At 74.5% G+C, this 24,051-nt stretch carries 21 protein-coding genes; 12 read left to right on the top strand and 9 right to left on the bottom strand.

Going from position 1 to position 24,051, the window contains the following annotated elements; genetic code table 11:
* Positions 1–153 precede the first annotated feature (153 nt).
* Genes HS045_RS17335 through HS045_RS17315 form a run of 5 tightly spaced genes read left to right on the top strand, consistent with a single transcriptional unit; the run spans position 154 to position 7,258 of the window.
* Positions 154–3,405 carry a non-ribosomal peptide synthetase gene (locus HS045_RS17335; protein ID WP_196452363.1) on the top strand — a complete coding sequence of 1,084 codons (3,252 nt, stop codon included), beginning with the start codon at positions 154–156 and terminating at the stop codon, positions 3,403–3,405.
* The gene (locus HS045_RS17330; RefSeq protein WP_196452362.1) at positions 3,402–3,584 is read left to right on the top strand and encodes an MbtH family protein; all 183 of its coding nucleotides are present in this window, start codon (positions 3,402–3,404) and stop codon (positions 3,582–3,584) included. Before HS045_RS17335 ends, HS045_RS17330 begins: the two co-directional genes overlap by 4 nt.
* Positions 3,577–3,954 carry an acyl carrier protein gene (locus tag HS045_RS34660; protein ID WP_230884076.1) on the top strand — a complete coding sequence of 126 codons (378 nt, stop codon included), beginning with the start codon at positions 3,577–3,579 and terminating at the stop codon, positions 3,952–3,954. Before HS045_RS17330 ends, HS045_RS34660 begins: the two co-directional genes overlap by 8 nt.
* Positions 3,954–5,387 carry a hypothetical protein gene (locus tag HS045_RS17320; protein ID WP_196452361.1) on the top strand — a complete coding sequence of 478 codons (1,434 nt, stop codon included), beginning with the start codon at positions 3,954–3,956 and terminating at the stop codon, positions 5,385–5,387. The genes HS045_RS34660 and HS045_RS17320 overlap by 1 nt, the downstream gene beginning before the upstream one ends.
* Positions 5,384–7,258 carry a N,N-dimethylformamidase beta subunit family domain-containing protein gene (locus HS045_RS17315; RefSeq protein ID WP_196452360.1) on the top strand — a complete coding sequence of 625 codons (1,875 nt, stop codon included), beginning with the start codon at positions 5,384–5,386 and terminating at the stop codon, positions 7,256–7,258. Before HS045_RS17320 ends, HS045_RS17315 begins: the two co-directional genes overlap by 4 nt.
* Positions 7,259–7,388: 130 nt before the next feature.
* Here the strand turns inward: HS045_RS17315 and HS045_RS17310 are convergent, their stop codons facing one another.
* Positions 7,389–8,033, bottom strand: coding sequence for a M15 family metallopeptidase (locus HS045_RS17310; RefSeq protein ID WP_196452359.1), 645 nt, complete (start codon positions 8,031–8,033; stop codon positions 7,389–7,391).
* A 78-nt stretch (positions 8,034–8,111) separates the two neighbouring features.
* The gene (locus tag HS045_RS17305; RefSeq protein WP_307827567.1) at positions 8,112–9,050 is read right to left on the bottom strand and encodes a LysR family transcriptional regulator; all 939 of its coding nucleotides are present in this window, start codon (positions 9,048–9,050) and stop codon (positions 8,112–8,114) included.
* A gap of 154 nt (positions 9,051–9,204) precedes the next feature.
* Here HS045_RS17305 and HS045_RS17300 point away from each other — a divergent pair, with 154 nt between their 5' ends.
* Positions 9,205–10,512 (top strand): FAD-binding oxidoreductase, encoded by a 1,308-nt coding sequence (locus HS045_RS17300; RefSeq protein ID WP_230884075.1) that lies wholly within the window; start codon positions 9,205–9,207, stop codon positions 10,510–10,512.
* A gap of 81 nt (positions 10,513–10,593) precedes the next feature.
* Here HS045_RS17300 and HS045_RS17295 read toward each other — a convergent pair whose 3' ends face one another.
* The gene (locus HS045_RS17295) at positions 10,594–11,817 is read right to left on the bottom strand and encodes an ROK family transcriptional regulator (protein ID WP_196452358.1); all 1,224 of its coding nucleotides are present in this window, start codon (positions 11,815–11,817) and stop codon (positions 10,594–10,596) included.
* A gap of 232 nt (positions 11,818–12,049) precedes the next feature.
* On the opposite strand from HS045_RS17295, the gene HS045_RS17290 reads away from it, so the two are divergent.
* From HS045_RS17290 to HS045_RS17275, 4 genes are all read left to right on the top strand, one after another.
* Positions 12,050–13,366: an extracellular solute-binding protein gene (locus HS045_RS17290; RefSeq protein WP_230884074.1), complete on the top strand. Its 1,317-nt coding sequence runs from the start codon at positions 12,050–12,052 to the stop codon at positions 13,364–13,366.
* A 2-nt stretch (positions 13,367–13,368) separates the two neighbouring features.
* A complete protein-coding gene (locus HS045_RS17285; RefSeq protein WP_196452356.1) occupies positions 13,369–14,379 on the top strand; it encodes a carbohydrate ABC transporter permease in 1,011 nt (336 codons plus the stop codon).
* Positions 14,379–15,281 (top strand): carbohydrate ABC transporter permease, encoded by a 903-nt coding sequence (locus HS045_RS17280; protein ID WP_230884073.1) that lies wholly within the window; start codon positions 14,379–14,381, stop codon positions 15,279–15,281. The genes HS045_RS17285 and HS045_RS17280 overlap by 1 nt, the downstream gene beginning before the upstream one ends.
* 115 nt (positions 15,282–15,396) lie before the next feature.
* Positions 15,397–16,851 carry a glycoside hydrolase family 3 protein gene (locus HS045_RS17275; RefSeq protein ID WP_196452355.1) on the top strand — a complete coding sequence of 485 codons (1,455 nt, stop codon included), beginning with the start codon at positions 15,397–15,399 and terminating at the stop codon, positions 16,849–16,851.
* A 173-nt stretch (positions 16,852–17,024) separates the two neighbouring features.
* On the opposite strand, the gene HS045_RS17270 is transcribed toward HS045_RS17275, so the two are convergent.
* A complete protein-coding gene (locus HS045_RS17270; protein ID WP_196452354.1) occupies positions 17,025–18,203 on the bottom strand; it encodes an ROK family transcriptional regulator in 1,179 nt (392 codons plus the stop codon).
* 205 nt (positions 18,204–18,408) lie between these two features.
* On the opposite strand from HS045_RS17270, the gene HS045_RS17265 reads away from it, so the two are divergent.
* Both HS045_RS17265 and HS045_RS17260 read left to right on the top strand, forming a co-directional pair.
* Positions 18,409–18,858, top strand: a complete 450-nt coding sequence (locus HS045_RS17265; protein ID WP_196452353.1) for an Rrf2 family transcriptional regulator — start codon at positions 18,409–18,411, stop codon at positions 18,856–18,858.
* 76 nt (positions 18,859–18,934) lie between these two features.
* Entirely contained in the window at positions 18,935–19,714 is a 780-nt protein-coding gene (locus HS045_RS17260; RefSeq protein WP_196452352.1) for an Fpg/Nei family DNA glycosylase, read from the top strand.
* A 19-nt stretch (positions 19,715–19,733) separates the two neighbouring features.
* Here the strand turns inward: HS045_RS17260 and HS045_RS17255 are convergent, their stop codons facing one another.
* The 5 genes from HS045_RS17255 to HS045_RS17235 form a co-directional block, all read right to left on the bottom strand.
* Positions 19,734–20,129, bottom strand: a complete 396-nt coding sequence (locus tag HS045_RS17255; protein ID WP_068897105.1) for a helix-turn-helix domain-containing protein — start codon at positions 20,127–20,129, stop codon at positions 19,734–19,736.
* A 207-nt stretch (positions 20,130–20,336) separates the two neighbouring features.
* Positions 20,337–20,810, bottom strand: a complete 474-nt coding sequence (locus HS045_RS35505; RefSeq protein ID WP_196452351.1) for a CinA family protein — start codon at positions 20,808–20,810, stop codon at positions 20,337–20,339.
* A gap of 143 nt (positions 20,811–20,953) precedes the next feature.
* Positions 20,954–21,565: a CDP-diacylglycerol--glycerol-3-phosphate 3-phosphatidyltransferase gene (gene pgsA, locus HS045_RS17245; RefSeq protein ID WP_196452350.1), complete on the bottom strand. Its 612-nt coding sequence runs from the start codon at positions 21,563–21,565 to the stop codon at positions 20,954–20,956.
* Positions 21,566–21,590: 25 nt separating this feature from the next.
* A complete protein-coding gene (gene rimO / locus HS045_RS17240; protein ID WP_196452349.1) occupies positions 21,591–23,000 on the bottom strand; it encodes a 30S ribosomal protein S12 methylthiotransferase RimO in 1,410 nt (469 codons plus the stop codon).
* A gap of 69 nt (positions 23,001–23,069) precedes the next feature.
* On the bottom strand, positions 23,070–23,909 hold the full coding sequence (locus HS045_RS17235) for a helix-turn-helix domain-containing protein (RefSeq protein WP_196452348.1): 840 nt from the start codon (positions 23,907–23,909) through the stop codon (positions 23,070–23,072).
* Between the last annotated feature and the right edge of the window lie 142 nt (positions 23,910–24,051).

The raw sequence follows: 24,051 nt of genomic DNA, 5'->3' as shown, positions 1-24,051 counted from the left end.
GGCGAGCCACCTCTAACTGGAAAGTTTCTTTCCAGAAGTTTACTCTTCAGTAACCCTAAGGAACTGGGAAAACGACCTCGGATGGGGAGTCGGTGTTCCACCCCTCCCTGCCATCCCAGCGAACGTGAGCCCGACTCCGCCGAAGGAGCCCCCGTGTCCCAGCCTGCGGCAGACCTTTCCGTCGGCTCCTCCGGCGGCCCTTCCGCCGGAGGAGCCGCGGAGCACCCGCTCTCCCACGGTCAGCAGCGGCTCTGGTTCCTCCACCGGTTCGATCCCACCGATCCGAGTTACAACACCTCCTATGTTTACCGGGTGAAAGGTCCTCTTGACACGGCCGCCCTGGCTACCGCGTTCACCGCGGTCGCGGCCCGGCACGAGAGCCTGCGCACCCGCTTCCGCGAGGTGGACGGGGAGGCCGTGGCGGTCGTCGACCCGCCCGCCCCCGTGGCGGTCCGCCGCCTGGCCGCCCGCGGCGAGCAGGAGGCCCGCGACCTGGTGGCCGCGCTGACCAATACCGCCTTCGACCTGACCGCCGCGCCGCCGTTCCTGGTCGCGCTGATCGAGCTGGGCCCGGACGACCACGTGCTCTGCGTGGTCGTGCACCACATCAACAGCGACGGCTGGTCGCTCAACGTGCTGCGCGACGAGGTCGCCGCCCACTACGGCAGCCGCGGCGCCGCACCCCTGCCGGACCTCCCCCTGCAGTACGGCGAGCACGCCCGCGAGCGGCGCTGGACGGACGACGACCTGCGCTGGTGGGCCGACCGCCTGGCCGGGGTCCCCCCGCTCGACCTGCCGGCCGACCGGCCGCGTCCGGCCCGGCGCTCCTGGGCGGGGGAGGCGCTCGACTTCCGGATCGCCCCGGAGCGGGCCGCCGGGATCGCCGCGCTCGCCCGGCGGGCGCGCTGCACGCCGTACATGGTGCTGTTCGCCGCCTACCAGGTGCTCCTGGCCCGGCACACCGGTCAGCACGACTTCTGCGTGGGCACCCCGTCGGCCGGCCGCGACCGCGTCGAGCTGGAATCCATGATCGGTTTCCTGTCGAGCACGCTGCCGGTCCGCTGCGACCTGGCCGGCGACCCCTCCTTCAGCGAGCTGCTCCGGCGCACCCGGCGCGCGGTGCTGGACGCGCTCGCCCGCCAGGACGTGCCGTTCGAGCGCCTGGTGACCGAGCTGGACCTGCCGCGCGACCTCGGCCGCACCCCGGTCTTCCAGACGATGTTCGCCCTGCACACCCGCGGCGACGACTCCGAACCGCTGCCCGGCCTGTCGGCGGCCCCGTTCCCGAACGGCTGGCACCCGGCCCGCCACGACCTGTCGGTGGACATCGCCCCCGCCCCCGACGGCGCCTTCGACGGCACCGTCATCTACAGCACCGAACTGTTCGACCGCGAGAGCGCGGTCATGCTCATCGAGCGGTTCCAGGAGCTGCTCGCCTCGGCCGTCGCCGATCCCGACCTGCCGGTGGGCGCGCTGCGCATGCTGCCGCAGGCGGAGCTGGCCCTGCTGGACGACTGGAACGCGACCGGCGCGGACCTGCCCGGGGCGACCCTGGCCGACCTGGTGCTGGCGCAGGCCGAGGCCACCCCCGGCGCGGTGGCGGTCGTCTGCGGCGCGCAGACGCTGACCTACGCGGAGCTGGCCGGGCGGGCGGCGCAGGTCGCCGCCCGGCTGGCCGCCGCGGGCGTCGGCCGCGGCTGCCTGGTCGCGATCCGGATGGAGCGCGGCGCGGACCTGCTCGCCGCCCTGCTGGGCACGGCGATGAGCGGCGCGGCCTACCTGCCGGTCGACCCCGGCTACCCCGAGGCCCGCATCGCGTACGTGCTCCAGGACTCGGCCGCCGCCCTGGTGCTGACCTCGCTCGACGACCTGCCGCCCGCACCGGCCTCCCCGGTGCCGTCCGCGCCGGCCTCCCCGATGGCGCCCCGCCCCGGCGACACCGCGTACGTGCTGTACACCTCGGGGTCCACCGGGCGGCCGAAGGGGGTGGCGGTCCCGCACCGGGCGCTGGTGAACTTCCTGCTGGCGATGCGCTCCCTGGTCGGCTCCACCCCGCGCGACGTGTGGCTGGCGCTGACCTCGCTCTCGTTCGACATCTCCGCCCTGGAGCTGTACCTGCCGCTGGTCACCGGCGGCCGGGTGGTGATCGCCGACGCCGGCGCCGCCGTCGACGGCGGCGCGGTCGCCCGGCTGGTCCGCGAGACCGGGGTCACCCACGTGCAGGCGACGCCGTCGGGCTGGCGGGTGCTGCTGACCGGCGACCTGCCCCGGGTGACGGCGCTCACCGGCGGCGAGCCGCTGCCGCCCCGGCTCGCCCGCGAGCTGCGCCCGCGCGTGGAGCGCCTGCTCAACGTGTACGGTCCGACGGAGACGACGGTCTGGTCCACGGCCTGGGAGGTGCCCGCCGATCCCGGCGGGATCGTGATCGGCCGGCCGATCGCCAACACCACGGTCCACGTCGTGGACGCGGCCGGGGAGACGGTCCCGATCGGATCGCCGGGCGAGCTGCTCATCGGCGGCGCCGGGGTCGCGACCGGCTACCTGGGCCGGCCCGCGCTGACCGCCGAGCGGTTCGTGCCCGGTCCGGGCGGCTCCCGCCGCTACCGGACCGGCGACCGGGTCCGGCTGCTCCGCGACGGGACCCTGGAGTTCCTCGGGCGCACCGACCACCAGGTCAAGCTGCGCGGCCACCGGATCGAGCCGGGCGAGATCGAGGCCGTGCTGGACGCCTGCCCGGAGGTCCGGCAGTCCGTCGCGGCCGTCCGCGACGATCTCCTGGTCGCGTACGTGGTCCCGGCCCCGGCCACCGGGACCGCCCCGGCCACCGGGAACACCGGGAACACCGGGAACACCGGAACCGCCGGGAACGCTGCAGGCGCCGGGAGCGCGGCGGGCAGCGGGGCCCCCGCAGACGCCCTGGACGCCGCGGACGCCGCGGACGCGCACCGGGACCTGCTGGACCGCCTGCGCGAGCGCCTGACCCGGGAGCTGCCCGGGTACATGGTGCCCGGCGTGCTCACGGTGGTGGACGCGCTCCCGCTGACGCCCAACGGGAAGGTCGACCGCTCCGCGCTGCCCGAGCCGCCTGCCGCGGTCCGCGCGCACGTCGCCCCGCGCGGCGACGCCGAGGAGCTGGTGGCCGAGGTCTTCGCCGAGGTCCTGGGCGTCACCGGGATCGGCGCCTTCGACGATTTCTTCGCCCTGGGCGGCCACTCGCTGAGCGCCGCCCGGGTCGTCTCCAGGATCCGCGCGCTCGCCGAGGTGGACGTGCCGATCCGGACGCTGTTCGCGCGCAGTACGGTGGCCGGGCTCGCCGCCGAGGTGGAGGAGCTGCTGGTCGCCGAGCTGGCCGCGCTGCCGGAAGAGGAGGCTCGACGCCTCATGGAAGCGGGGAAGCAGGAATGAGTCATCTGGTCGTGGTCAACCACGAGGAACAGCATTCGATCTGGCCGGCCGGCCGGGAACTGCCGGACGGCTGGCGCGCGGAGGGCTTCTCCGGCGACCGGGAGGAGTGCCTGGCCCACATCGAGCGGGTCTGGACGGACCTGCGACCGCTCAGCGTGAGAGGAGGCGACCATGCCTGAGGAGGCGACCATGCCCGGAGAGGCGACCCGGGAGACGGCCGGGGACGGTGCGGCTGAGGCCGTGACGGGTGACGGTGCGGCGGGTGAGGCCGTGACGGGTGACGGCCCGGCGGCGCGGCCCGCGGCCGGTGCGACCCGGCGGCGCCTGGCCGAGATGGTGGCCGAGGCCTCCGACGGGGAGATCACCGCCGAGGAGGCGCTGGCCGCCGAGGTGCCGCTGACCGCCCTCGGTTTCACCTCCCTGGCGCAGATGCGGCTCATCGACGCGGTGGAGAGCGAGTTCGGCATCGAGTTCGACCTGTCCTCCGCCGGGATCAGCGCGCTGAACGACCTGGACGCGCTCGAGCGCCACCTGGCCGGGACCCGCTGATGGAACTCCGGTTCGCGGGCGGCCGGGCGGGGACCGGCCCGCTCGCCTGGGGCCAGCGGGCCATCTGGGACGCGATCGTGAGGACCGCGCCGGACGACCGCTACTTCAACTTCGGCCGGGTGCTCGCGGTCCCCGGGAAGGCCCGGCCGCTCACCCCGGCGCGGGCGGCCGAGGCGCTCGGCGCGCTGGTGGCCCGCCACGAGTCGCTCCGGACCCGCCTGGGCGGGGACGGGCCGTGGCCGCCGCGGAACGCGGGCGGGGACGGGGACGGGTCCCGGACGGACCCGGCCGCCCCGGCCGCGCCGTACCCCGCCGGGGAGGGAGGACGCGCCGCGCCGTACCCGGCGGCCGAGCCGTACCAGGTGCTGGAGGCGGCGGGTGCGATCCCGGTCGCGGTCGCCGCCGGTGACCCCGAGCGGCTCCTCGGCGAGCTGGAGGCCACCGCGTTCGACTACGCCGCCGAGTGGCCGCTGCGGGCCGGGCTCGTCGTCGACGGCGGCGAGGTGACCCACATCGTGCTGGTCTTCTGCCATCTGGCCGCCGACGGGCTCGGCTCCGAGGTGGTCCTGCGCGACCTGCGGCTGCTGCTGCTGCGCGGCGCGGTTCCCGGGCCTCCCCCGCCGCAGCCGATGGACCTGGCCCGCTGGCAGGAGTCCGAGGCCGGGCGGCGGGTCGCCGGGATCGCGGCCGGGCACTGGGAGCGGGAGTACCGGCGCGTCCCGCCGACCATGTTCGGCCGCCCCGACGCCTCCGGCGCGGCGGACCCGCCGATCTGGCGGGCGCAGATCGTCTCCCGGGCGATGGACCTGGCCGTCTCGCGGATCGCCGCCGTCCACTCCACGAGCGTCTCGACCGCGCTGCTGGCCGCCGCCTCCGCGATGGTCGGCACGGTGACCGGGCACGGCGTCTGCGCGATGCTGCCGCTCGTGGGCAACCGCTTCCGCGGCGACACCGCGAACACGGTCAGCACGCTCGCCCAGGAAGGGCTGTTCGTGCTCGACCTGGACCGGGGCCCCTTCACCGAGCTGCTGAGGGCGGCCGGGCCCGCCGCGCTGCGCGCCTACCGCTCCGCCTACCACGACCCGCGCGACCGCGAGCGCCTGACCGCCGAGGCGAGCCGGGAGCGCGGCACGCAGGTCCACCCCTACTGCTGCTTCAACGACCTGCGCGCCGCCGACCGGCCGGACGCCTCCCCGGGCGAGGCGGAGGTACGGCGGGCGCTGGCCGAGACCACGCTGTCCTGGCCGCTGCGCCAGGAGCGGCTCAACTGCCGGTTCTGCCTGCACGTGACCGACGAGCCCGGCGGGCTGAGCGTCTCGCTCACCGCCGACACCCGCTTCCTGCCGCGCCCGGCGATGGAGCGTTACCTGCTCGGTCTGGAGTCGCTGCTGGTGGAGGCGGCCTTCCACGACGTCCCGGCACCCGTCGGATGACGATCCGCGCCTACGCCGAGTCCACCTCCCGCGCCCAGGGCGAGCGACTCCGCTTCCACCTGTCCCACGCCTCACGGGCGCCGCTGCGCGGTTCGGTGGCCGTCGAGGACACCGCCTCCGGCCGCGGCGTGCTCGACGGGGCGTTCGACGGCCCGCACTGGAGCCTCGACGTGCCGGCCGGCTGGGCGAGCTCGCTGTACCGGGCCGTCTTCACCACCGGCGAGGGCGAGTCCGAGGTGTACTTCGCGGTCCGGGCCGCCCGGCCGCGCTCGCCGATCCTGCTGTCGATCCCGTTCCCGACCTGGCAGGCCTACAACCGGGCCGGGATCCCCGGGGAGTCGCTCTACTGGTCCGAGGAGCCGGCCCGCGCCGCGCGCGTCTCCTTCGACCGGCCGGGCGGCGGCCCGCCGCCGGAGCGCTGGGAGGAGGGCATGATCCGCTGGCTCGGGCCCGCCGGGTACGACGTGGACTACTGCTCGGCGCTCGACCTGCACGACGGCGCCGATCTGCTGGCCGGCTACCGCCTGCTGGTGGTCAGCGGCCACGACGAGTACTGGTCGGCGGGCATGCGCGACAGCGTCGAGGCGTTCGTCCGGCGCGGCGGCAACCTCGCGGTCTTCTCCGGCAACACCTGCTGGTGGCAGTTCCGGCTGGAGGACGGCGGGCGGACCATGGTCTGCCACCGCGACGCCGTCGCCGACCCCCTGGCCGCGACGGACCCCGCGCTGACCACGGTCGAGTGGTCCGCCGCCCCGGTCGACCGGCCGGAGAACGCCCTGATCGGCGTCAGCTTCCGGCGCGGCGCCGGGACCTGGGGGCCGTACATGCAGCGGATGCACGACGAGTCCTACACCGTCCGGTTCCCCGAGCACTGGGCGTTCGAGGGCACGGGCCTGGGCGAGGGCGACGCGTTCGGCCGGGGCGCGATCGGCTACGAGACCGACGCGTGCGACTTCACCGAGGTCGACGGCGTGCCGCTGGCGACCGGCCGCGACGGCACGCCGCCCTCCTTCGTCGTCCTCGCCACCGCGGACCTGCGCCACTGGGCCCGGTACGGCCAGGGCGGCATGGCCACCATGGGCGCCATGCACCTGGGCGCGGGGACGGTGTTCACCGCCGCCACCGTGAACTGGGGCAACACCCTGCACGACCCCGCCGTGGACCGCATCACCCGCAACGTGCTGGACCGGTTGTCGGCGCCGGCGGGCGGCTGGGAGGCGATCGGCCCGGCCCGCCCGCTGCGCGCGCTGACCGCCGCCGGCTCGCCGGTGCACGGCGGCGGCCCGGTGCACGGCGGCGGCCTGGCGCCGTACGGCGGCCCGGCGCTGTACGGCGTCACGCCGGACGGCTCCCTGCTCACCCGGGACGTCTGCGGCCAGAACCTCCGCTGGCGCGAGGCCGGCCCGGCACCCGGCGTGACCGCCCTGGCCGTCCCCCGCGAGGCGACCGCCGCCCACCCCGTCGCCCTGTACGGCCTGGCCTCGGGCGACCGCCTCGTCCGGCGCGAGGACGACGGCACGTGGACCGCGCTCGGCCAGGCGCCTGCCGGCGCGGTCGGCCTGGCCATGGTGAACGGCGCCCTGTTCGCGGCCGCCGCCGACCTCCTGTGGCACTCGGGCCCGGCCGACGGCGGCTCCTGGCGGCCCGTCGGCCCCGCTCCCGGCGTCGTCGCCCTCACCGGCATGAACGGCCGCCTCTACGCCGCCTGCGCGGACGGCCGGATCCGCACCCGCCTGCCGGTCCCCGCCCCGGCCGGGTGGACCGGCCTGTGCGGCTCCGGCGGGGCCGCCGCGCTGGCGGCCCACGCCGGACGGCTGATCGCCGCCGCCCCCGACGCCCCCCTCCGCTGGCGCGCCGCGCTCCCCGGCTGAGCCGCAGATCCCCGGCCGGGCCGCGGATCCCCCGCCGAGCGGCCCGGGACGGGCGGGGCGGACCGGCCGGTGCCCGGAGGAGCGGATCAGCGCGGACGGTTCAGAGCAGGCGGGGACCGTAGCGGACGGTTCAGAGCAAGCGGGGGCCGTAGCGGGCGGCGCGGGCGCCGGTCGCCATCGCCCAGTAGCGGTCGCCGTAGGACCAGTGCCACCACTCGGTGGGGTAGTTGACCAGCCCCGCCGACTCCAGCGCGGCGCCGAGCAGCCTGCGGTGGTGGCGGGCCTCGGCGGACAGGCCGGGGGCCCCGGTGTAGCACGCCCCGTCGCTCTGCTCGGGGGTGGCGTTGAGCGGCGTGCCCAGGTCGAGCTCGACGCCGTCCCCGGTGCACAGGGTCAGGTCCACCGCCGCACCCGCGGTGTGCGGGGCGACCTCCACCGGCGAGACGTAGCGGCTCGCCGCGGACCGGATCCATCCAGGCGACATGTCCGGGAATTTCATCTCAAGGAATGCCGCGTAGTCCTCGAAGATCCGCCGCTGCTCCGCGATCGGCCGGTACCCCTCCACCACCAGCAGGCGGTGCCCCGCGGGAAGCCGCGCCTGCGCCTCCTCCAGCCGGAGCAGCAGCCCCTCCCGGAGATGGGCGAAGGCCCCGTCCGGATCGGCGGACCGCCCGTCGACCCGCAGCCGCCCCCGCACGTCGACCAGCGGCTCGCCGTTCTCCTCGACCGGGATCGCGGCGACGCGGGAGTCGGAGATCAGAACGATGTCGCGCATAGCCGCGATTCTCCCACCCGCCCCTTCCTTCGATCCGTGCGCCGCCGCAGGGCCGTTCGAGAAGCTCGCGACCGCCCCTCAGATCACGGCCGCGCCCTCGCCGACCAGGTCCTGCGCGGCCCGCGCGAAGGCGCGGACGCGGGCGGTGGCTCCGTCGGCCCGCCACAGCAGCCCCCAGCGCAGCGGCGGGGCGTCCCCGATGGGCACGTAGGCGACGTCGGGCCGGGCGTAGTAGCGCCTGGCGTGCGCGCCGACGGGGAAGACGCCGCGGCCGGCGCCGATGAGGGTGAGCATCTCGGTGAACGTCGAGGCCGAGGGACCGGCCGCGATCGGCCGCCCGCCGGGGGTGGTGCGCGGGGTGCGGTCCTCGCGCAGGGAACCGGGCAGGGTGTCCGGCAGCTGGAGCAGTTTCACCGCGGCCAGGTCTTCGAGGGAGACCGACGTACGGCGGGCGAAGGGGTGCGGGGCGGGCACGGCGAGCATGCGGGGCTCGGAGACCAGGACCGCGCCGGTGGCGATGTCCGGCTCGTCGACGGGGAAGGTGCCGAGGGCCAGGTCGACGCGCCCGTCGCGCAGCCAGGGCATGAGGTCGACCATCTGCGCCTCGCGGAGCAGGACGTCGCAGTCGGGACGGCGCCGGCGGAACAGCTCCGCCGCCCCCGCCAGCAGCTGCCCGCCGGCCGCGCCGACGAAGGCGACCCGGAGCGTACCGGTCAGGCCGCGGCCGGTCTCGACGGCGTGCTCGAACGCGGCGGTGATCTGCTCCCAGGCCGGGCGGACCTCCTCCTGCAGCCGCCGTCCCACCGCGGTCAGCTCCACCCGGCGGCTGGTGCGGTTGAACAGCGGGATCCCGACACGGCGCTCCAGCTTGGCGATGGTCTGGCTGATCCGGGCGGTGGACACGCGCAGGCGGTCGGCGGTGCGGCCGAAGTGCAGTTCCTCGGCGAGGGTCAGGAACGCCTCCACCTCGTGCCGCTCCAGCATGGCGCTCCTCCCCATCGTTAACTCAGGCTTCACGATCCTTGCACAGGGCCCCATTGATCGGCCGACCGCCCCGCAAGAGGGTGGAAGCCACTCGAAGTGCGCCGGCGCCCCCGCGGTCTTCGGTGATCGACGATCACCGTCCCGCTCCTGCCCGCCGCCTCGAACCCGTCCCCCTGATCGGAGAGAGATGATCGACGACCTGCGCGACCTGCGCACCCACGTCCGCGGACGGGTCCTGCTGCCCGGAGACGACGGCTTCGACCAGGCCCGGCGGCCCTGGAACCTGGCCGTCGAGCAGTCCGTCCCCGCGGTGGTCGAGGCCGCCGACGCCGCCGACGTCGCGGCCCTGGTCCGTTTCGCCCGGGCGCGCGGGCTGACCGTCTCGGCCCAGCCCAACGGCCACGGCGCCACCCCGGCCCTGAACGGCGCGATCCTGCTGCGCACCCGCCGGCTGGACGCCCTGGAGATCGACCCGGACGCCCGGCGCGCCCGCGTCGGCGCGGGGCTGCCCTCGGGCCGCCTGCAAGCGGCCGCCGCGCCGTACGGCCTGACCGGCCTGCCCGGCAGCTCGCCGGTCGTCAGCGTCACCGGCGTCGCCCTCGGCGGCGGGCTGAGCTGGTTCGGCCGCGCCCACGGCTGGGTCGCCGACAGCGTCACCGCGTTCGACGTCGTGGACGCCGAGGGACGGCGGCGGCGGGTCACCGCCGATGCCGATCCCGATCTGTTCTGGGCGATGCGGGGCGGCGGCGGCGACTTCGCGATCGTCACCGCCGCGGAGCTCTCCCTGCACCGCGCGCCGTCCCTGTACGGCGGGCGGACGGTGTGGCCGATCGAGCACGGCGCGGCCGTGCTGGAGGCCTACCGGCGGATCACCGCCACCGCGCCCGACGCGCTGACCCTCTGGCTGGACCTGCTGCACTTCCCCGGCGCCGACCCGGTGATCGCGGTGGACGCCACCCACCTCGGTGAGGCCGCCGAGGCCCGCGACCTGCTGAGCCCGCTGGACCGCCTCCCCCGCCCGCTCGCCGACGGCAGGCGGACGATGACCGTCGCCGAACTCGGCTCCATCACCGCCGAGCCCACCGACCCGGGTGCGGGCTCCTCCCGCGGCGAACTGCTCACCGGCCTGGACGACGCGACGGCCGAGGCGCTGCTCGCCGACCCCATCGCCCCGCTGATGAGCGTGCAGATACGCCATCTGGGCGGCGCGCTGGCCCGCGCGTCCGACAGCCCGCACGGCCCGCTGACCGAGCCCTACGCGCTCTACCTGTTCGGGGTGCCGGCCGACCCGGCGACGGCCGGGGCCGTCACCGCCAGGCAGCGCGCGTTCGCCGACAGCCTCCCGGTGAGCGGACGCAAGCCCCTCACCTTCCTCGCCCCCGGCGAGACCGCGGCCGACGCCTTCGCCCCGGCCGCGCTGGACCGCCTGCGCGAGGTCAAACGCCGCCACGACCCGCACGGCGTCTTCCGCGGCAACTTCCCCGTCTCCGGCTGAAAGGGGCGGCCTCCGCCGTGCCCCGGTGCGGACGTCGCACCGGGGCTCCCCGCCGAACGGCGCACCGGCCGGGGACCGGGCTCAGACGGTGCCGGAGAACACCTCCTCGCGGGCCTGGTGCAGGGCGGAGACCAGGGCGCCGCGGAGCACCGGGTTGCCCTCGACCTCCGTCACCGCGACGCTGGGCCGGGTCGGGCAGACCCGGGCCACGGCCTCCTCCACCCGCGAGGCCAGCGCCGGCCCGCCCGCCCGGCCGACGTCGCCGCCGAGCACGATCAGGCCGGGGTCCAGGACCACCGCCACCGCCGCCACGCCGACCGCGAGCCGGCCCGCCAGCTCGTCGAGGAAGCCCTCCGCCCCCTCGGCGACGGCCGTGCGGACGTACCCGCCGACCGAGCCGTCACCGTCGCCCCCGCCGCCGAGGCCGTCGTCGAGGCCGTACGCGCCCGCCAGACCGGTGATGGCGTCCCCGCCGACCAAACGCTGGAAGGAGCCCGACTGGGGCTCGCTCACGTCGGTCGGGAGCGGCTCGCCGGGGACCGGGAGCCAGCCGATCTCGCCGGCGCCCCCGGTGAAGCCGCGGTGCAGCCGCCCGCCGAGCATGACGCCCAGGCCCTGGCCGACCCCGGCCCAGACCAGCACGAAGTCGTCCGCCCCGAAGGCCGCGCCGTACTCGCGCTCGGCGAGCGCGGCCAGGTTCACGTCGTTCTCGATCGCCACCGGGATGCCCAGCCCCCGGCGGAGCTCGGTGAGCACGCCCCCGTGCCAGGACGGCAGGTCGAGGGAGAAGCTCACGTCGCCGCTGCGGGGGTCGACGACGCCCCTGGTCCCGATCACGAAGGCGCGCAGCCGGGAGCGGGCGACGCCCGCCGCCGCGCAGGCCCTGCGGACGGCGCCGCGCACCAGCCGCACCGGGTCCTGCTCCCCGCCGGGTGCCCCGGAGCGGTCCGCGGAGACGCCCGCGGGGATGTCCACGGTCACCTCGGCGACGAGTTCCCCGGTGATGTCGGCGATCCCCGCGCTGATCCGGTCGGGCAGCACGTCCAGGCCGGCCACGTAGGCGCACGAGGGGACCACCCCGTACAGTGCGGCGTTGGGGCCGCGTCCCCCGGCCTGCTCGCCGACCACCGAGACCAGTTCCCGCTCCTGGAGCCTGGACAGGAGCTGGCCCGCGGTCACCTTGGACAGGCCGGTCCGCTCCCCCAGTTCGGCCCGGGTGAGCGGACCACCGGACAGCAGGAGTTCGAGCGCCGCCCGGTCGTTGAGCTGGCGCAGCAACCGGGGTGTCCCCGGAGGTCTGGGCACGGTCTGCCTCCCCCGTCACGATCCGCTAACGATCGTTTCTTTTAAGAAAGTTTCTTGTTAGTTTAGCCGCAGTCAGCCCGCAGGCAAGTGCAGGAGAACGCCTCGGGATGCCAGAGCGCCGACCGTATGGAGGGCGTCTTCGACCAGGTACGGCACGGCATGGGGACCGCGCCGCCGCCCGAAGCGCGACCCCGACGCGAAGCCGGGAAGGGAGAACCCCCAAGTGAAGATCATGAAGATCGCCGTTACGACGGCCACCACCGCCGCCCTGGCCCTGGGCCTTGCCGCATGCGGCTCCAGCGAGCCCGCCGAGACCGCGACGCCGAAGGCGGACTCCTCCGCCGCGGGGCCCAAGTTCGCGGGCGAGACGCTCACCATGTGGCGCCTCGGGGACAGCAACCCGGCCGCTCAGAAGTACACCGACGCGCTGGTCGCCGCCTTCGAGCAGCAGACCGGCGCCAAGGTCAAGGTCGAGTGGATCCCGTGGCCCCAGGTGAACGACAAGTTCACCGCCGCCGCCGCGGGCGGCGCCGGCCCGGACGTCACCGAGATCGGCAACGACCAGGTGCCGCTCTGGCAGAGCCAGGACGCCCTGCACCCGATCACCCCGATCGTCGGCGCCGGCGACCAGGCGCAGATCCCCAAGAACCTCTTCGGCCTGGAGACCATCGACAACGAGGTCTACGCCGTGCCGTGGGGCGCCGGCTCCCGGGCGGTGCTCTACCGCAAGGACTGGTTCGCCGACCTGGGCATCGAGATCCCGAAGACCTGGGACGAGGTCGTCGCCGCCGCCAAGAAGATCCAGGCGGAGAAGGGCAAGGACGTCGACGGCTTCGCCTTCAACGGCGGTTCCGACGCCAACCACCTGCTGGCGGCGCTCGCCTGGTCCGAGGGCGGCGAGTACGCCGTCAAGGAAGGCGACAAGTGGGTCGGCAAGCTGACCGACCCGGCCTTCAAGAACGGCTTCACCACCTACACCGGCCTGGTCACCGAGGGCCTGTCCGGCAAGTCCCGCCTCACCCAGAACACGGTCGACATCCGCCGGCGCTTCGCCAACGACAAGGTCGGCATGTACCTGACCGCCGGCTGGGACCTCCCCGGGATCGAGGAGGACAGCAAGGGCAAGCTCAAGGGCGACAAGCTCGGGTTCTTCGCGCTGCCCGCCAAGGCGGGCGGCGCCACCCCGTCCTTCTTCGGCGGCAACGACATCGCCGTCTGGAACGACGCCAAGAACAAGGAGCTGGCGACCGAGTTCGTGAAGCTGGCCACCAGCAAGGAGTGGGCCACCCGGTACGCCACCGAGGGCGGCCTGCTGCCGGTCTACCCCGACGCGCTGGCCAAGCTGAGCGAGGACCCGGCCCAGGCACCGTTCGCCGAGGCCTTCGCCAAGGCCAAGGCCCTGCCGGCCGACCCCAACTGGACCGAGGCCGGTGAGACCAAGGCCGTGCTGCAGAACGCCGCCCGGTCCGTCATCGAGGGCAAGGCGAGCATCGACGAGGCCCTCGCCAAGGCCAACGGCGAGCTCGAATCGATCCTGAACCAGCAGTAACCATGACGAACACGTCCACGGTCGCCCGGGGCGGGGGGGCATCCCCCGCCCCGGGGCGGCGCCGCCAGAGTCCCCCGCGCCCGGCCAAGGCCAGCGGGCTGCCCGCCTGGGTCGTGCCGTACGTCCTGCTCGTCCCGGGCCTGCTGGTCATCGCCGCGCTGCTGCTCTATCCGCTGTTCCAGATGATCGTCATGTCCTTCCAGAAGGTGGGGCTGCGCCAGATCCGCGGCGTGCCCGCCGAATGGGTGGGCTGGGACAACTACACCCAGGTCTTCGGCAACGAGATCTTCTGGTCCTCCCTGCGCAACACCGTCGGGTTCGCCGTCGTCACGGTGAGCCTCACCCTGGTCCTGGGCACCGCGGTGGGCACCCTGCTCAACCGGCTCAGCACGCGGATGTCCACCTTCGTGGTCGTCGGCATCATGTCCGCCTGGGCGGTGCCGCCGGTCGCGCAGGGCGTCATCTGGCGCTGGCTCTTCGACGCCGACGCCGGAATGATCAACTGGGGGCTCAACCTGCTGCCCGACTGGTTCTCCCGGCTGCTGTTCGGCCGGGCCGACTGGACCGGGGAGCCCTGGCTGAACGACGCGCTCTCCACCTACCTGGTGCTGGTCATCACCGTCGTCTGGGCGTCCTTCCCGTTCATCGCCGTCTCGGTGCTCGCCGGGCTCAAGGGCATCCCCTCCGAGCTGTACGAGGCGGCCCGGGTCGACGGCTCCAGCGCCTGGCGGACCTTCAGGAAGATCACGTTCCCGCTGCTCAAGCCCGTCTTCGCGGTGCTGACGATCCTGTCGATCATTTGGAACTTCAAGGTCTTCAGTCAGCTCTACGTGCTCATGAACGGACCGACCAACCGCGAGGCCTTCAACCTGTCGATGTTCTCCTTCGCCGAGGCGTTCCGCAGCCCGCCGAAGATGGGCACCGGCGCGGCCATCGCCGTCGTGCTGACGCTGCTCCTGCTCGTCGTCACGTCCCTCTACGTCCGGCAGATCGTCAAGACGGAGGAGATGTGATGACCGCGCTGAAGACGCCCGCCCCCCTGGACGGGCGGACCGCACAGGCCAGAAGGCTCAAGCGGCGCAGGCGGCTCGGCCGGGCGGGGCTCAACACCGTCGGCGTGCTGGTCTTCCTGTTCGCGGTCTTCCCCGTCTACTGGATGGTCTCCACCGCCCTCAAGACGAACGACCAGATCTTCACCACGGACTTCATCCCGATCCCCACGGAGATCACCTTCGACCACGTGGACCGGATCCTCACCGAGGGCGTGGCCGGGAACTCCATCTGGGTCTACATGCGCAACAGCACGATCGTGGCCCTGGGCACGGTGCTGATCGGCGCCGTGCTGGCCCTGCTGGCGGCCACCGCCATCTCCCGGTTCCGCTTCCGGGGCCGCACCTCCTTCCTGGTCCTGCTGCTCATCGTCCAGATGATCCCGGCCGAGGCGCTGCTCATCCCGCTCTTCCTCAACGTCAAGCGGCTCGGCCTCTACGACCAGCTGCTCGGCCTGATCGTGATCAACGTCGGGCTGACCCTCCCCTTCGGCATCTGGATGCTGCGCACGTTCGTCGCCGCGGTGCCCAAGTCCCTGGAGGAGGCCGCCTGGATCGACGGCGCGAGCCGGTTCACCACCTTCTGGAAGGTCCTGTTCCCGCTGGTGGCCCCCGGCCTGGTGGCGACGAGCATCTTCTCGTTCATCACCGCCTGGAACGAGCTGATCTTCGCGCTCATCCTCATGTCGGACTCCTCCGGCTACACCATGCCCGTCGCCCTGCAGTTCTTCTTCGGGCAGCGCGGCACCGACTGGGGAGCGATCATGGCCGGCTCCACGATGATGACCATCCCGGTGGTCGTCTTCTTCCTCCTGGTGCAGCGGCGGATGGTCTCCGGCCTCGTCGCGGGCGCCGTCAAGGGCTGACCGTCCCGGCCCGCACCCAGCACAGCGCCGGTACGGCCCGCGGCCGACGACAGGGCCCGCGCCGTACCGGCCCCCACGCGACCTCCCCACCTCAGGCAAGGAGTCCTCCACCGCCATGTCCGACTTCATCGCGGGTCCCCGAGACCAGGGGCTGTACCGCCTCGCGGCCGGCACCCTGCTCGTCGCCTTCCAGGGGACCACCGCTCCGGAGTGGGTGCTCCGGGAGCTGGAGAACGGCCTCGGCGGCGTGACCCTCTTCGGCTTCAACGTCTCCGACCCCGACCGGCTGGCCGAGCTGAGCGCGAGCCTGCGCGCGGCCGGCGACCCCGTCATCTCCCTGGACGAGGAGGGCGGCGACGTCACCCGGCTCGCCTACCACGTGGGCAGCCCCTACCCCGGCAACGCCGCGCTCGGCGTCGTCGACGACACCGAGCTGACCCGGAGCGTCTACCGCGCCATCGGCGACGACCTGGCCCGCTGCGGCGTCACCCTGGACATGGCCCCGGACGCCGACGTCAACACCGCCGACGACAACCCGGTGATCGGCACCCGCGCGTTCGGCTCGGACGCCGCGCTCGTCGCCCGGCACACCGTCGCCGCCGTGCGCGGCCTGCAGTCCGCGGGCGTGGCCGCCTGCGTCAAGCACTTCCCCGGCCACGGGGCCACCCGCCAGGACTCCCACCTGGAGATCCCGCTGGTCGACGCCTCCCTGGAACTGCTGCACGAGCGCGAGCTGGTCCCCTTCCGCGCCGCCATCGAGGCCGGGACGAAGGCCGTCATGACCGCGCACGTGCGGGTCCCCGCGCTCACCGGCGGACTGCCCGCGACGATCTCCCCCGCCGCGCTGACCGGGCTGCTCCGCGGCGAGCTGGGCTACGACGGCGTGGTGATCTCCGACGCCCTCGACATGAAGGCCATCACCGACGCCTACGGCCTGGCCGGCGGCGCGGTGCTCTCCCTGGCCGCCGGTTCCGACCTGCTCTGCCTCGGCCCCATCCCCACCGAGCCGGACATCCGGAAGATCATCTCCGAGATCGTCGCCGCGACCGGGGACGGCCGGCTGCCCGTCTCCCGGCTGGAGGAGGCCGCCGAGCGGGTGGCCCGGCTGCGCGCCTGGTCCGGCGGCCCCCGGCAGATCGCGGCCGGGGCGGACGGCATCGGCCTGACCGCCGCCCGGCGCGCGGTCCGGCTGACCGGTCCCGCCCCGCAGCTGGTCGACCCGCTGGTGGTCGAGGTCGACACCCCGCCCACCATCGCGGTCGGCGAGGTCCCCTGGGGCTTCCAGCCCTGGCTGTCGCAGGCCGAGGTGGTGCGGGTCACGCCGGAGGGCGCGGACGTCCCCGCCCTCCTGGCGGACGCCGCCGGGCGCTCGCTGATCGTCGTCGTCAAGGACGCGCACCGCTACGCGGCCAGCCGGTCGGTGGTCTCCGCCCTGCTGGCCGCCCGGCCCGACGCCACCGTGGTGGAGATGGGCCTGCCGATCTGGCGGCCCGAGGGCGTCACCTACCTGGCCACCTACGGGGCCGCCCGGGCCAACGCGCAGGCCGCCGCCGAACTGCTCGGGGTCTGACCGCCCGACCCTCGCCCGCCCCGCGCCGGTCGGCACAGGACCGCCCCGCCCGGGACCTCCGCGCGTGCGGCCCGCGCCCGGCGGGCCCCGGGCACGGCCCGCGCACCCCCGCCCCGCGCCTTCCCCGGGCGCGCCCCGCGCCTTCCCCCGTCCCGGGACCCCGCGCCGTCCCGTCAGACGCTGAAGATCTCCTCCCGGGCCTGCTCCAGAGCCTCCAGTACGGCTCCGCGCAGCACCGGGTTCCCCTCCACCTCACTGGCCGCCACCCGGGGGCGGACCGGGCAGATGCGGGCCACGGCCTCCTCGATCCGCGCGGTGAGCGCGTCCCCTCCGGCCCGGCCGACCTCGCCCGCGAGCACCACCAGACCCGGATCGAGCACCACGCAGACCGACGCCACCCCCAGCGCCAGCCGCCCGGCGACGTCGTCGAGCAGGGCCTCCCCGCCCGGGCCCGCCGCGACGGCCGCCGCCACGCACTCGGCCGCGTTCCGCCCGGCGAAGCCGTACGAGGCGGCCAGCCCGACCACCGTCTCGGCGCTCACCAGCGACTGCAGGCCCCCCGCGAGCGACGGCGGCCGTCCGGGCACCGCCCGCACGTCGGCGGCCAGCGGCACGCCCGGCACCGGCAGGTAGCCGATCTCGCCCGCGCTGCCGGAACGGCCCCGGTGCAGCCGCCCGTTGAGCACGACGCCCAGGCCGATCCCGCGGCCCACCCACAGCAGCACGAAGTCGTCGACGCCGCGGGCGGCGCCCAGGGTGCGCTCGGCGACGGCCACGAGGTTCACGTCGTTCTCTATCCTCACCTCGCGGCGCAGGTCGCGGGCGATCGCCTCATGGATGCCCTCGTGCCAGCCCGGCAGGTCGAAGGAGAAGCGCACGTCGCCGGTGCGCGGGTCGACGACGCCCGGGGTGCCGATCACCACCGCCCGCAGCCGGGAGAGCGCCACCTTCGCCGAGCGGCACGCCTTGACCACCGCCTCGTGCACCAGCGCGACCGGGTCGTCGTGCCCGTCGGGGGCCACCGTCACCTCGCCGACGATCCTGCCCCGGATGTCGGCGACGGCGGTGGTGACGAACTCCGGCCCGACGTCCAGGCCCGCGACGTAGGCGGAGGAGGGCACGATCCCGTAGAGCGTCGCGTTCGGCCCCCGCCCGCCGGCCTGCTCCCCGGCCACCTCGACCAGCCCGCGCTCCTCCAGGCGGGCGAGCGTCTGCGACGCCGTCACCTTGGAGAGCCCGGTGAGCTCTCCGATCTGCCCGCGCGTCAGCGGGCCGGAGGTGAGCAGCAGTTCCAGGGCGGCCCGGTCGTTGATCTCCCTCAGCAGCCTGGGCACGCCAGGACGTCGCTCCATACGCATGCTTTCTTTTCGGCTTTTCCCATCGCTGTCCGGGACGGGAGAGAAGGGGGATGTCGGTCGTCGATGAGACTTCCGGAGAGTTTAGCGCGCGGGCCGATCTCCGAGGGCGGCGGCCGGGAGCGCTCCCCGGCCGCCGCGGGCGCCCGTACCGCGGGACCTCACGCCTGAGTGGTCGTCCGCAGGCGGGATAATCGATCGCATGCGCCTTTCCGCTCGTGTCGACTATGCCCTGCGTGCCGCCGCCGAACTCGCCGCCGCCGGTGAGGGGCCAACCACCGTGGGCGAGCTCGCCAAGGAGCAGGACATGCCGCCCAAGTACCTGGAGAACATCCTCCTGCAGATGCGCCGGGCCGGACTGGTCCGCGGCCAGCGCGGTCCCGAGGGCGGTTACGTGCTGGCCCGCCCGGCCTCCGAGATCACCCTCGCCGACGTGATCCGCGCGGTGGACGGCCCGCTGGCCAACGTGCGGGGCGAGCGTCCCGAGCACGTCGACTACCGCGGGCCCGCCGAGTCGCTGCAGCAGGTCTGGATCGCGCTGCGGGCCAGCGAGCGGGCCATCCTGGAGGAGGTCACCCTGGAGAACGTGGCCACGGGCGCCCTCCCCGAGCGGGTCCGCAAGCTCGTCGCCGACCCCGCCGCCTGGGGCTGACCCCGGCCGCGGACCGCCGTCGCGCGTCCGCCCCGCCCCGCCCCGCCGCCTCCCTCCGCGCGGATACCCTGGGCGCATGCCCGAGGGTGACGTCGTCCACCGGACCGCGGGGCGGCTCGGCCGGGCCCTCGACGGCCGGGTCCTGACCCGCTCCGACTTCCGCGTGCCCCGGTACGCCACGGCCGACCTCACCGGCAGGACCGTGCTGGAGACCGCCGCCCGGGGCAAGCACCTGCTCACCCGCGTCGAGGGCGGCCTGACCGTCCACACCCACCTGCGGATGGACGGCGAGTGGCTCGTCTCCCCCGCCGGCCGCCGGACGCCCCCGGGCGACCGGGTCCGCCTGGTGCTCGCCAACGCCGGCTGGCAGGCCGTGGGCGTACGGCTCGGCGTGGTGGAGCTGCTGAGGACCGAGGCCGAGCACCGGGTGGTCGGGCACCTCGGCCCGGACCTGCTCGGCCCGGACTGGGATCCGCAGGAGGCGGCGCGGCGGCTGGCCGCGCAGCCGGGCAGAAGCGTCGGCGAGGCCCTCCTCGACCAGCGGAACCTGGCCGGGATCGGCACCATCTACCGGGCGGAGACGCTCTTCCTCGCCGGGGTCTCACCGTGGCGGCCGGTGGGCGCGCTCGACGACCTGCGGGGAGTCGTGGAGATCGCGCGCGGGCTGATGGACGCGAACAGGGACCGGACGGACCGGGTGACCACCGGGGATCTCCGTCCGGGGCGGGGCATGTGGGTCTACGGCAGGGCGGGCCGGGCGTGCCTGCGCTGCGGGACCCGGGTCAGCCGGGGAGAGCTGGGGACGCAGCCGCAGGAACGGCTGGTCTACTGGTGCCTGCGCTGCCAGCCGGACTGAACCGGCCTGCGGACGGCGTTCAGGCGGCGACCATGTCCTTGACGTCGGGAGTGTGCTCGATGGGCGGGACGACCGCACGGAAGCCTTCGAAGGCGTCCTCCGGCAGGGAGGCCGGCACGGTCTCGGGGATCGGCAGCCGCTCCCGCTCGGGAACGTCGGCGAGCACCGGGGCGTGCTGGAGTTCGGCCAGGGCGAACTGGTCGGAGACCTCGCGGAGCACCTGGGAGAGCGGCACGCCGAGCGCGCCGCAGATCGACGCGAGCAGCTCGGAGGACGCCTCCTTCTGGCCGCGCTCCACCTCGGACAGGTAACCGAGGGAGACCCGGGCCAACGTGGAGACCTCACGCAAGGTGCGCCCCTGCCGCACCCGCAGCCGCCGCAGCACGTCACCGAGCAGCTGACGCAGCAGGACCATCTGTCGCTCCCTCCCCGGCGCGGACGTCTTCACGACGCTCCGCGCGATCGGTTCGGGCCGCTCGTTCTTCGAACGCGACCCTTCGTACATTCGCCTCGCCGTCATCATCGCTTGACGCTGCCCTCAGTCACAGCTCCACCGTACCCGCATCCGCCGACATCGCGGCAGACCACGGTGAGCATGTTCGCTGGGGACGTAACGCGGTAATCATCCGGATTGTTCCTCCGGAATCGGCTCCAGCACGCCCCTGAGCAGGTCCACGGCCTCGTTCACGGTGCATCGCCGGATCTCCTCACGCGTACCGCTCAGGTGCAGGTCCCGGAGCCATACCCGCCCAGCGGGACCGCTAACAGCCAGGTGGACGGTGCCGACCGGCTTTCCGTCCTGCGGGTCGGGACCGGCCACGCCGGTGGCGGCCAGGCCGTACGTGGCGCCGGTGAGCTCGCGCACCCCGGCGGCCATGGCGGCCGCGACCTCGGGATGCACGGCCCCCTCGCGTTCCAGCAGGTCGGAGGGGACGCCCAGCAGGCGCCGCTTGAGTTCGGTGGCGTAGGACAGGACTCCGCCGGTGAAGGCGGCGGAGGCCCCGGGCGGCGTGGTCAGGGCGGCGCCGATCAGCCCCGCCGTCAGGGACTCGGCCACCGCGACCGTCTCCCCGCGGCCGGCGAGCAGGGTGATCACCCGTGCCGCGGGCGCCGGCTCCGCCGTTCCGGAGGGCGCGGACGACCGCGTCGCAGCGGGCTCCGCCGCGGACCGTGCGGGCTCCGCCGCGGACCGTGCGGACGCGGCGTCGGGAACCGCCCCGGGAGGCGTCACCGGGGCCGTCACGACGAGGCCCGCGCCCGCTTGGCCACCTGCCGGAGCTTGACCGCCCTGATCACGTAGTCCAGGCCGGTCCCGACGGTCACCACGACCGCCGCGCCCATGACGATCCAGCGGGCCGTCTCCGGCACGCCCGGCAGGATGTAGCAGGTGATCGCGAGCATCTGCAGGGCCGTCTTCACCTTGCCGCCGTAACTGGCGGGGATGACGCCGTGTCTGAGGACCGCGAAGCGCAGCAGGGTGACCCCGGCCTCCCGCCCCAGGATCACCGCGGTGGTCCACCAGGGCAGCTCGCCCAGGATCGAGAGGCTGACCAGCGCGGCCCCGGTCAGCGCCTTGTCGGCGATGGGATCGGCGATCTTCCCGAAGTCGGTGACCAGCCCGTAGCGGCGGGCCAGCTCGCCGTCGAGCAGGTCGGTGAGCGAGGCCACCAGGAAGACCACCAGCGCGGCGATCCGCCAGCCGGTGCCGTTCAGGAAGAGGCAGACCACGAAGAACGGCACCATCGCCAGTCGTAGCACCGTCACGACGTTGGCGATGTTCCACAGGCTGACCTTCCTGGGGACCGCGGGTGCCGGCGTCGCTTCGGTACCGGTCTCTGGCGTGTTGGTCATACGCTCTCCCGGCCCGGCGGCGCGCTCACGGGGCGGCCTTGATGCGGGCGATCAGGTCGACCCCCTCGGAGTCGACCACCACGGCCCGGACGATCTGCCCCGGGACCAGGCCGATGCCCTGGACCGTGACGCAGCCGTCGACCTCGGGGCCCTGGTGCGCGGCCCGGCCCTCGTAGCCGCCGTCGCCGAGGTCCTCCTCGATGAGGACGTCCACCTCGGTGCCGATCCGCTCCTCGGCCCGCTGGGCCATGAGCTCCTCGGCCAGCTCGGTGAGGGCCGACACGCGCGCGTCGACGGTCTCCTGGTCCAGCTTGCCCGGCAGGTCCGCCGCCTCGGTGCCCTCCTCGTCGGAGTAGCCGAAGACGCCGATCACGTCGAGCCTGGCCTCCTGCAGGAAGTCGACCAGCTCGCCGAACTCCTCCTCGGTCTCGCCGGGGAAGCCCACGATGAAGTTGGAGCGCACGCCCGCCTCCGGAGCGGCGGCCCGGACGCCCTCCAGCAGGTCGAGGAAGCGCCGGGGGTCGCCGAAGCGCCGCATCCGGCGCAGCACGGGGCCGGATGCGTGCTGGAAGGACAGGTCGAAGTAGGGCGCGACGCCGTCGGTCCCGGCGATCGCCTCCAGCAGGCCGGGGCGGAGCTCGGCGGGCTGCAGGTAGCTGACCCGGACCCGCTCGATCCCCTCGACCCCGGCGAGCCGCGGCAGCAGCTTCTCCAGCGCCCGCAGGTCGCCCAGGTCCTTGCCGTAGGAGGTGGAGTTCTCGCTGACCAGCACGAGCTCCTTGACCCCCTGCCCGGCCAGCCAGGCCGCCTCGCCGAGGAGCTCCTCGGGGGAGCGCGAGACGTAGGAGCCGCGGAAGGCGGGGATGGCGCAGAACGTGCAGCGCCGGTCGCAGCCGGAGGCGAGCTTCAGCGAGGCCACCGGCCCGTCGCCCAGGCGCTTGCGCAGCGGCCGCGGGCCGCTGGCCGGGGCCAGGCCGTCGGGCAGCTCGCCGTGGCCGGGGATGCCCGTCTTGGGGGCGGCGGCGCGCTCGACCGGCGAGATGGGCAGCAGCGTCCTGCGGTCGCGCGGGCTGTGCGGGACCAGCGGACGGCCCGCCAGCACGTCGTCCAGGCGGGTGCCGATCTCGCTGTAGTCGTCGAAGGAGATGACGGCCGCCGCTTCGGGCAGGGCGTCGGCGAGCTGGTCGCCGTACCGCTCGGCCATGCAGCCCGCAGCGACCACCTTGGCCCCGGAGTCGGCCGCGGCGAGCAGCGTGTCGATGGAGTCCTTTTTCGCTGAGTCGATGAAGCCACAGGTGTTGACGACGATGACGTCGGGGTCGTCGTCGCCCAGCTGCCAGCCGGCAGCCTCAAGCCGCGCGGCGAGCTCCTCGGAGTCGACCTCGTTGCGCGCGCAGCCCAGTGTGATCAGCGATGCGGTTCGGCGGGATGACATGGTGAACACTACGGTATCGGGAGTTGGCCACTACCCGATGCACCTCCCCCATTCCCGGCCCCCGGTGATCTACCGCCGGTTGGCCTCGGGAGCGCGGTAGGAGCGCTCGACGCTCTGCCCGGAACGGCCGGGCGCCCCCAGGTCCTCGCCGTTCACCTGCAGCAGGACGGCTCCCGCGTCGTCGAAGACGACCTTCATCCCGCCCTTGGCCTTCCACTGCGCGCTCTTGCCGGCCTTGAGCAGGCCGGAGAAAAGCCGCCGCCCCTTCGCGTCCCTGACGCTGATCCGCGACGAGCGCTCCGCCCGGACCCTGAGCACGACCTCCTCCCCGCGCCGGGCCGAGGCCGCCCCGCGCGCCGGGTCGACGGCCGCGGCGGACGCCGAGGGGGCCGCGGGCGCTCCCGGTACGGCGGGCGCCCCCCGCACGCCGGGGGCGGAGGACGCGCCGGGCCCGGGAGGCGCCGAGGGCGGCGGGAGGGTGGGCAGCGAGGGCGCCGCCACCGGCCGGGGATCCGTCGGGGTGTCCCCGGCCCCGCCCATCGTCCGCACCACGCCGAACACCACGACGACGGCCAGCGCGACGGCCATGGCCAGCGTCCAGTTGAGCGAGCGGCGCTCGCGGATCCGGATGGGCCGGTCCGCCTGGAACACGCTGGCCGCGCGCACCGGCAGCGGTACGCCGCCGTGCAGTTCGTCGAACTCGCAGACCAGGGCCTCGGCGTCCAGGCCCAGGATCCGGGCGAGGTTGCGGACATGGCCCCGCGCGTAGAAGTCGCCCCCGCACAGCGAGAAGTCGTCACGCTCGACGGCGTGGATCAGCGTCGCACGGATGCAGGCGCGCGCGCTCAGCTGCTCGACGGTCAGGCCCGCGGACTGGCGGGCCTGGGCCAGGACCTCCCCGATGCTCATGGCGACACCCCGCTCCGCGCTCCGGCGCCCGTCCGCGCGACCGCGCCCCGCCGGGCGGCCCCCTCGTTCCCCTCGTTCACTGGTCCACGCTCCTCCGCTTCTGACGTTGAGTAGCGAGTCCTATTCAAGCAGTGATGAGAGG

This window comes from Planomonospora sp. ID82291 (genome assembly GCF_015711645.1).
Classification (GTDB): domain Bacteria; phylum Actinomycetota; class Actinomycetes; order Streptosporangiales; family Streptosporangiaceae; genus Planomonospora.
The sequence above is the reverse complement of the archived record's forward strand: the minus strand, read 5'-3'. Positions and strand labels throughout refer to the sequence as shown.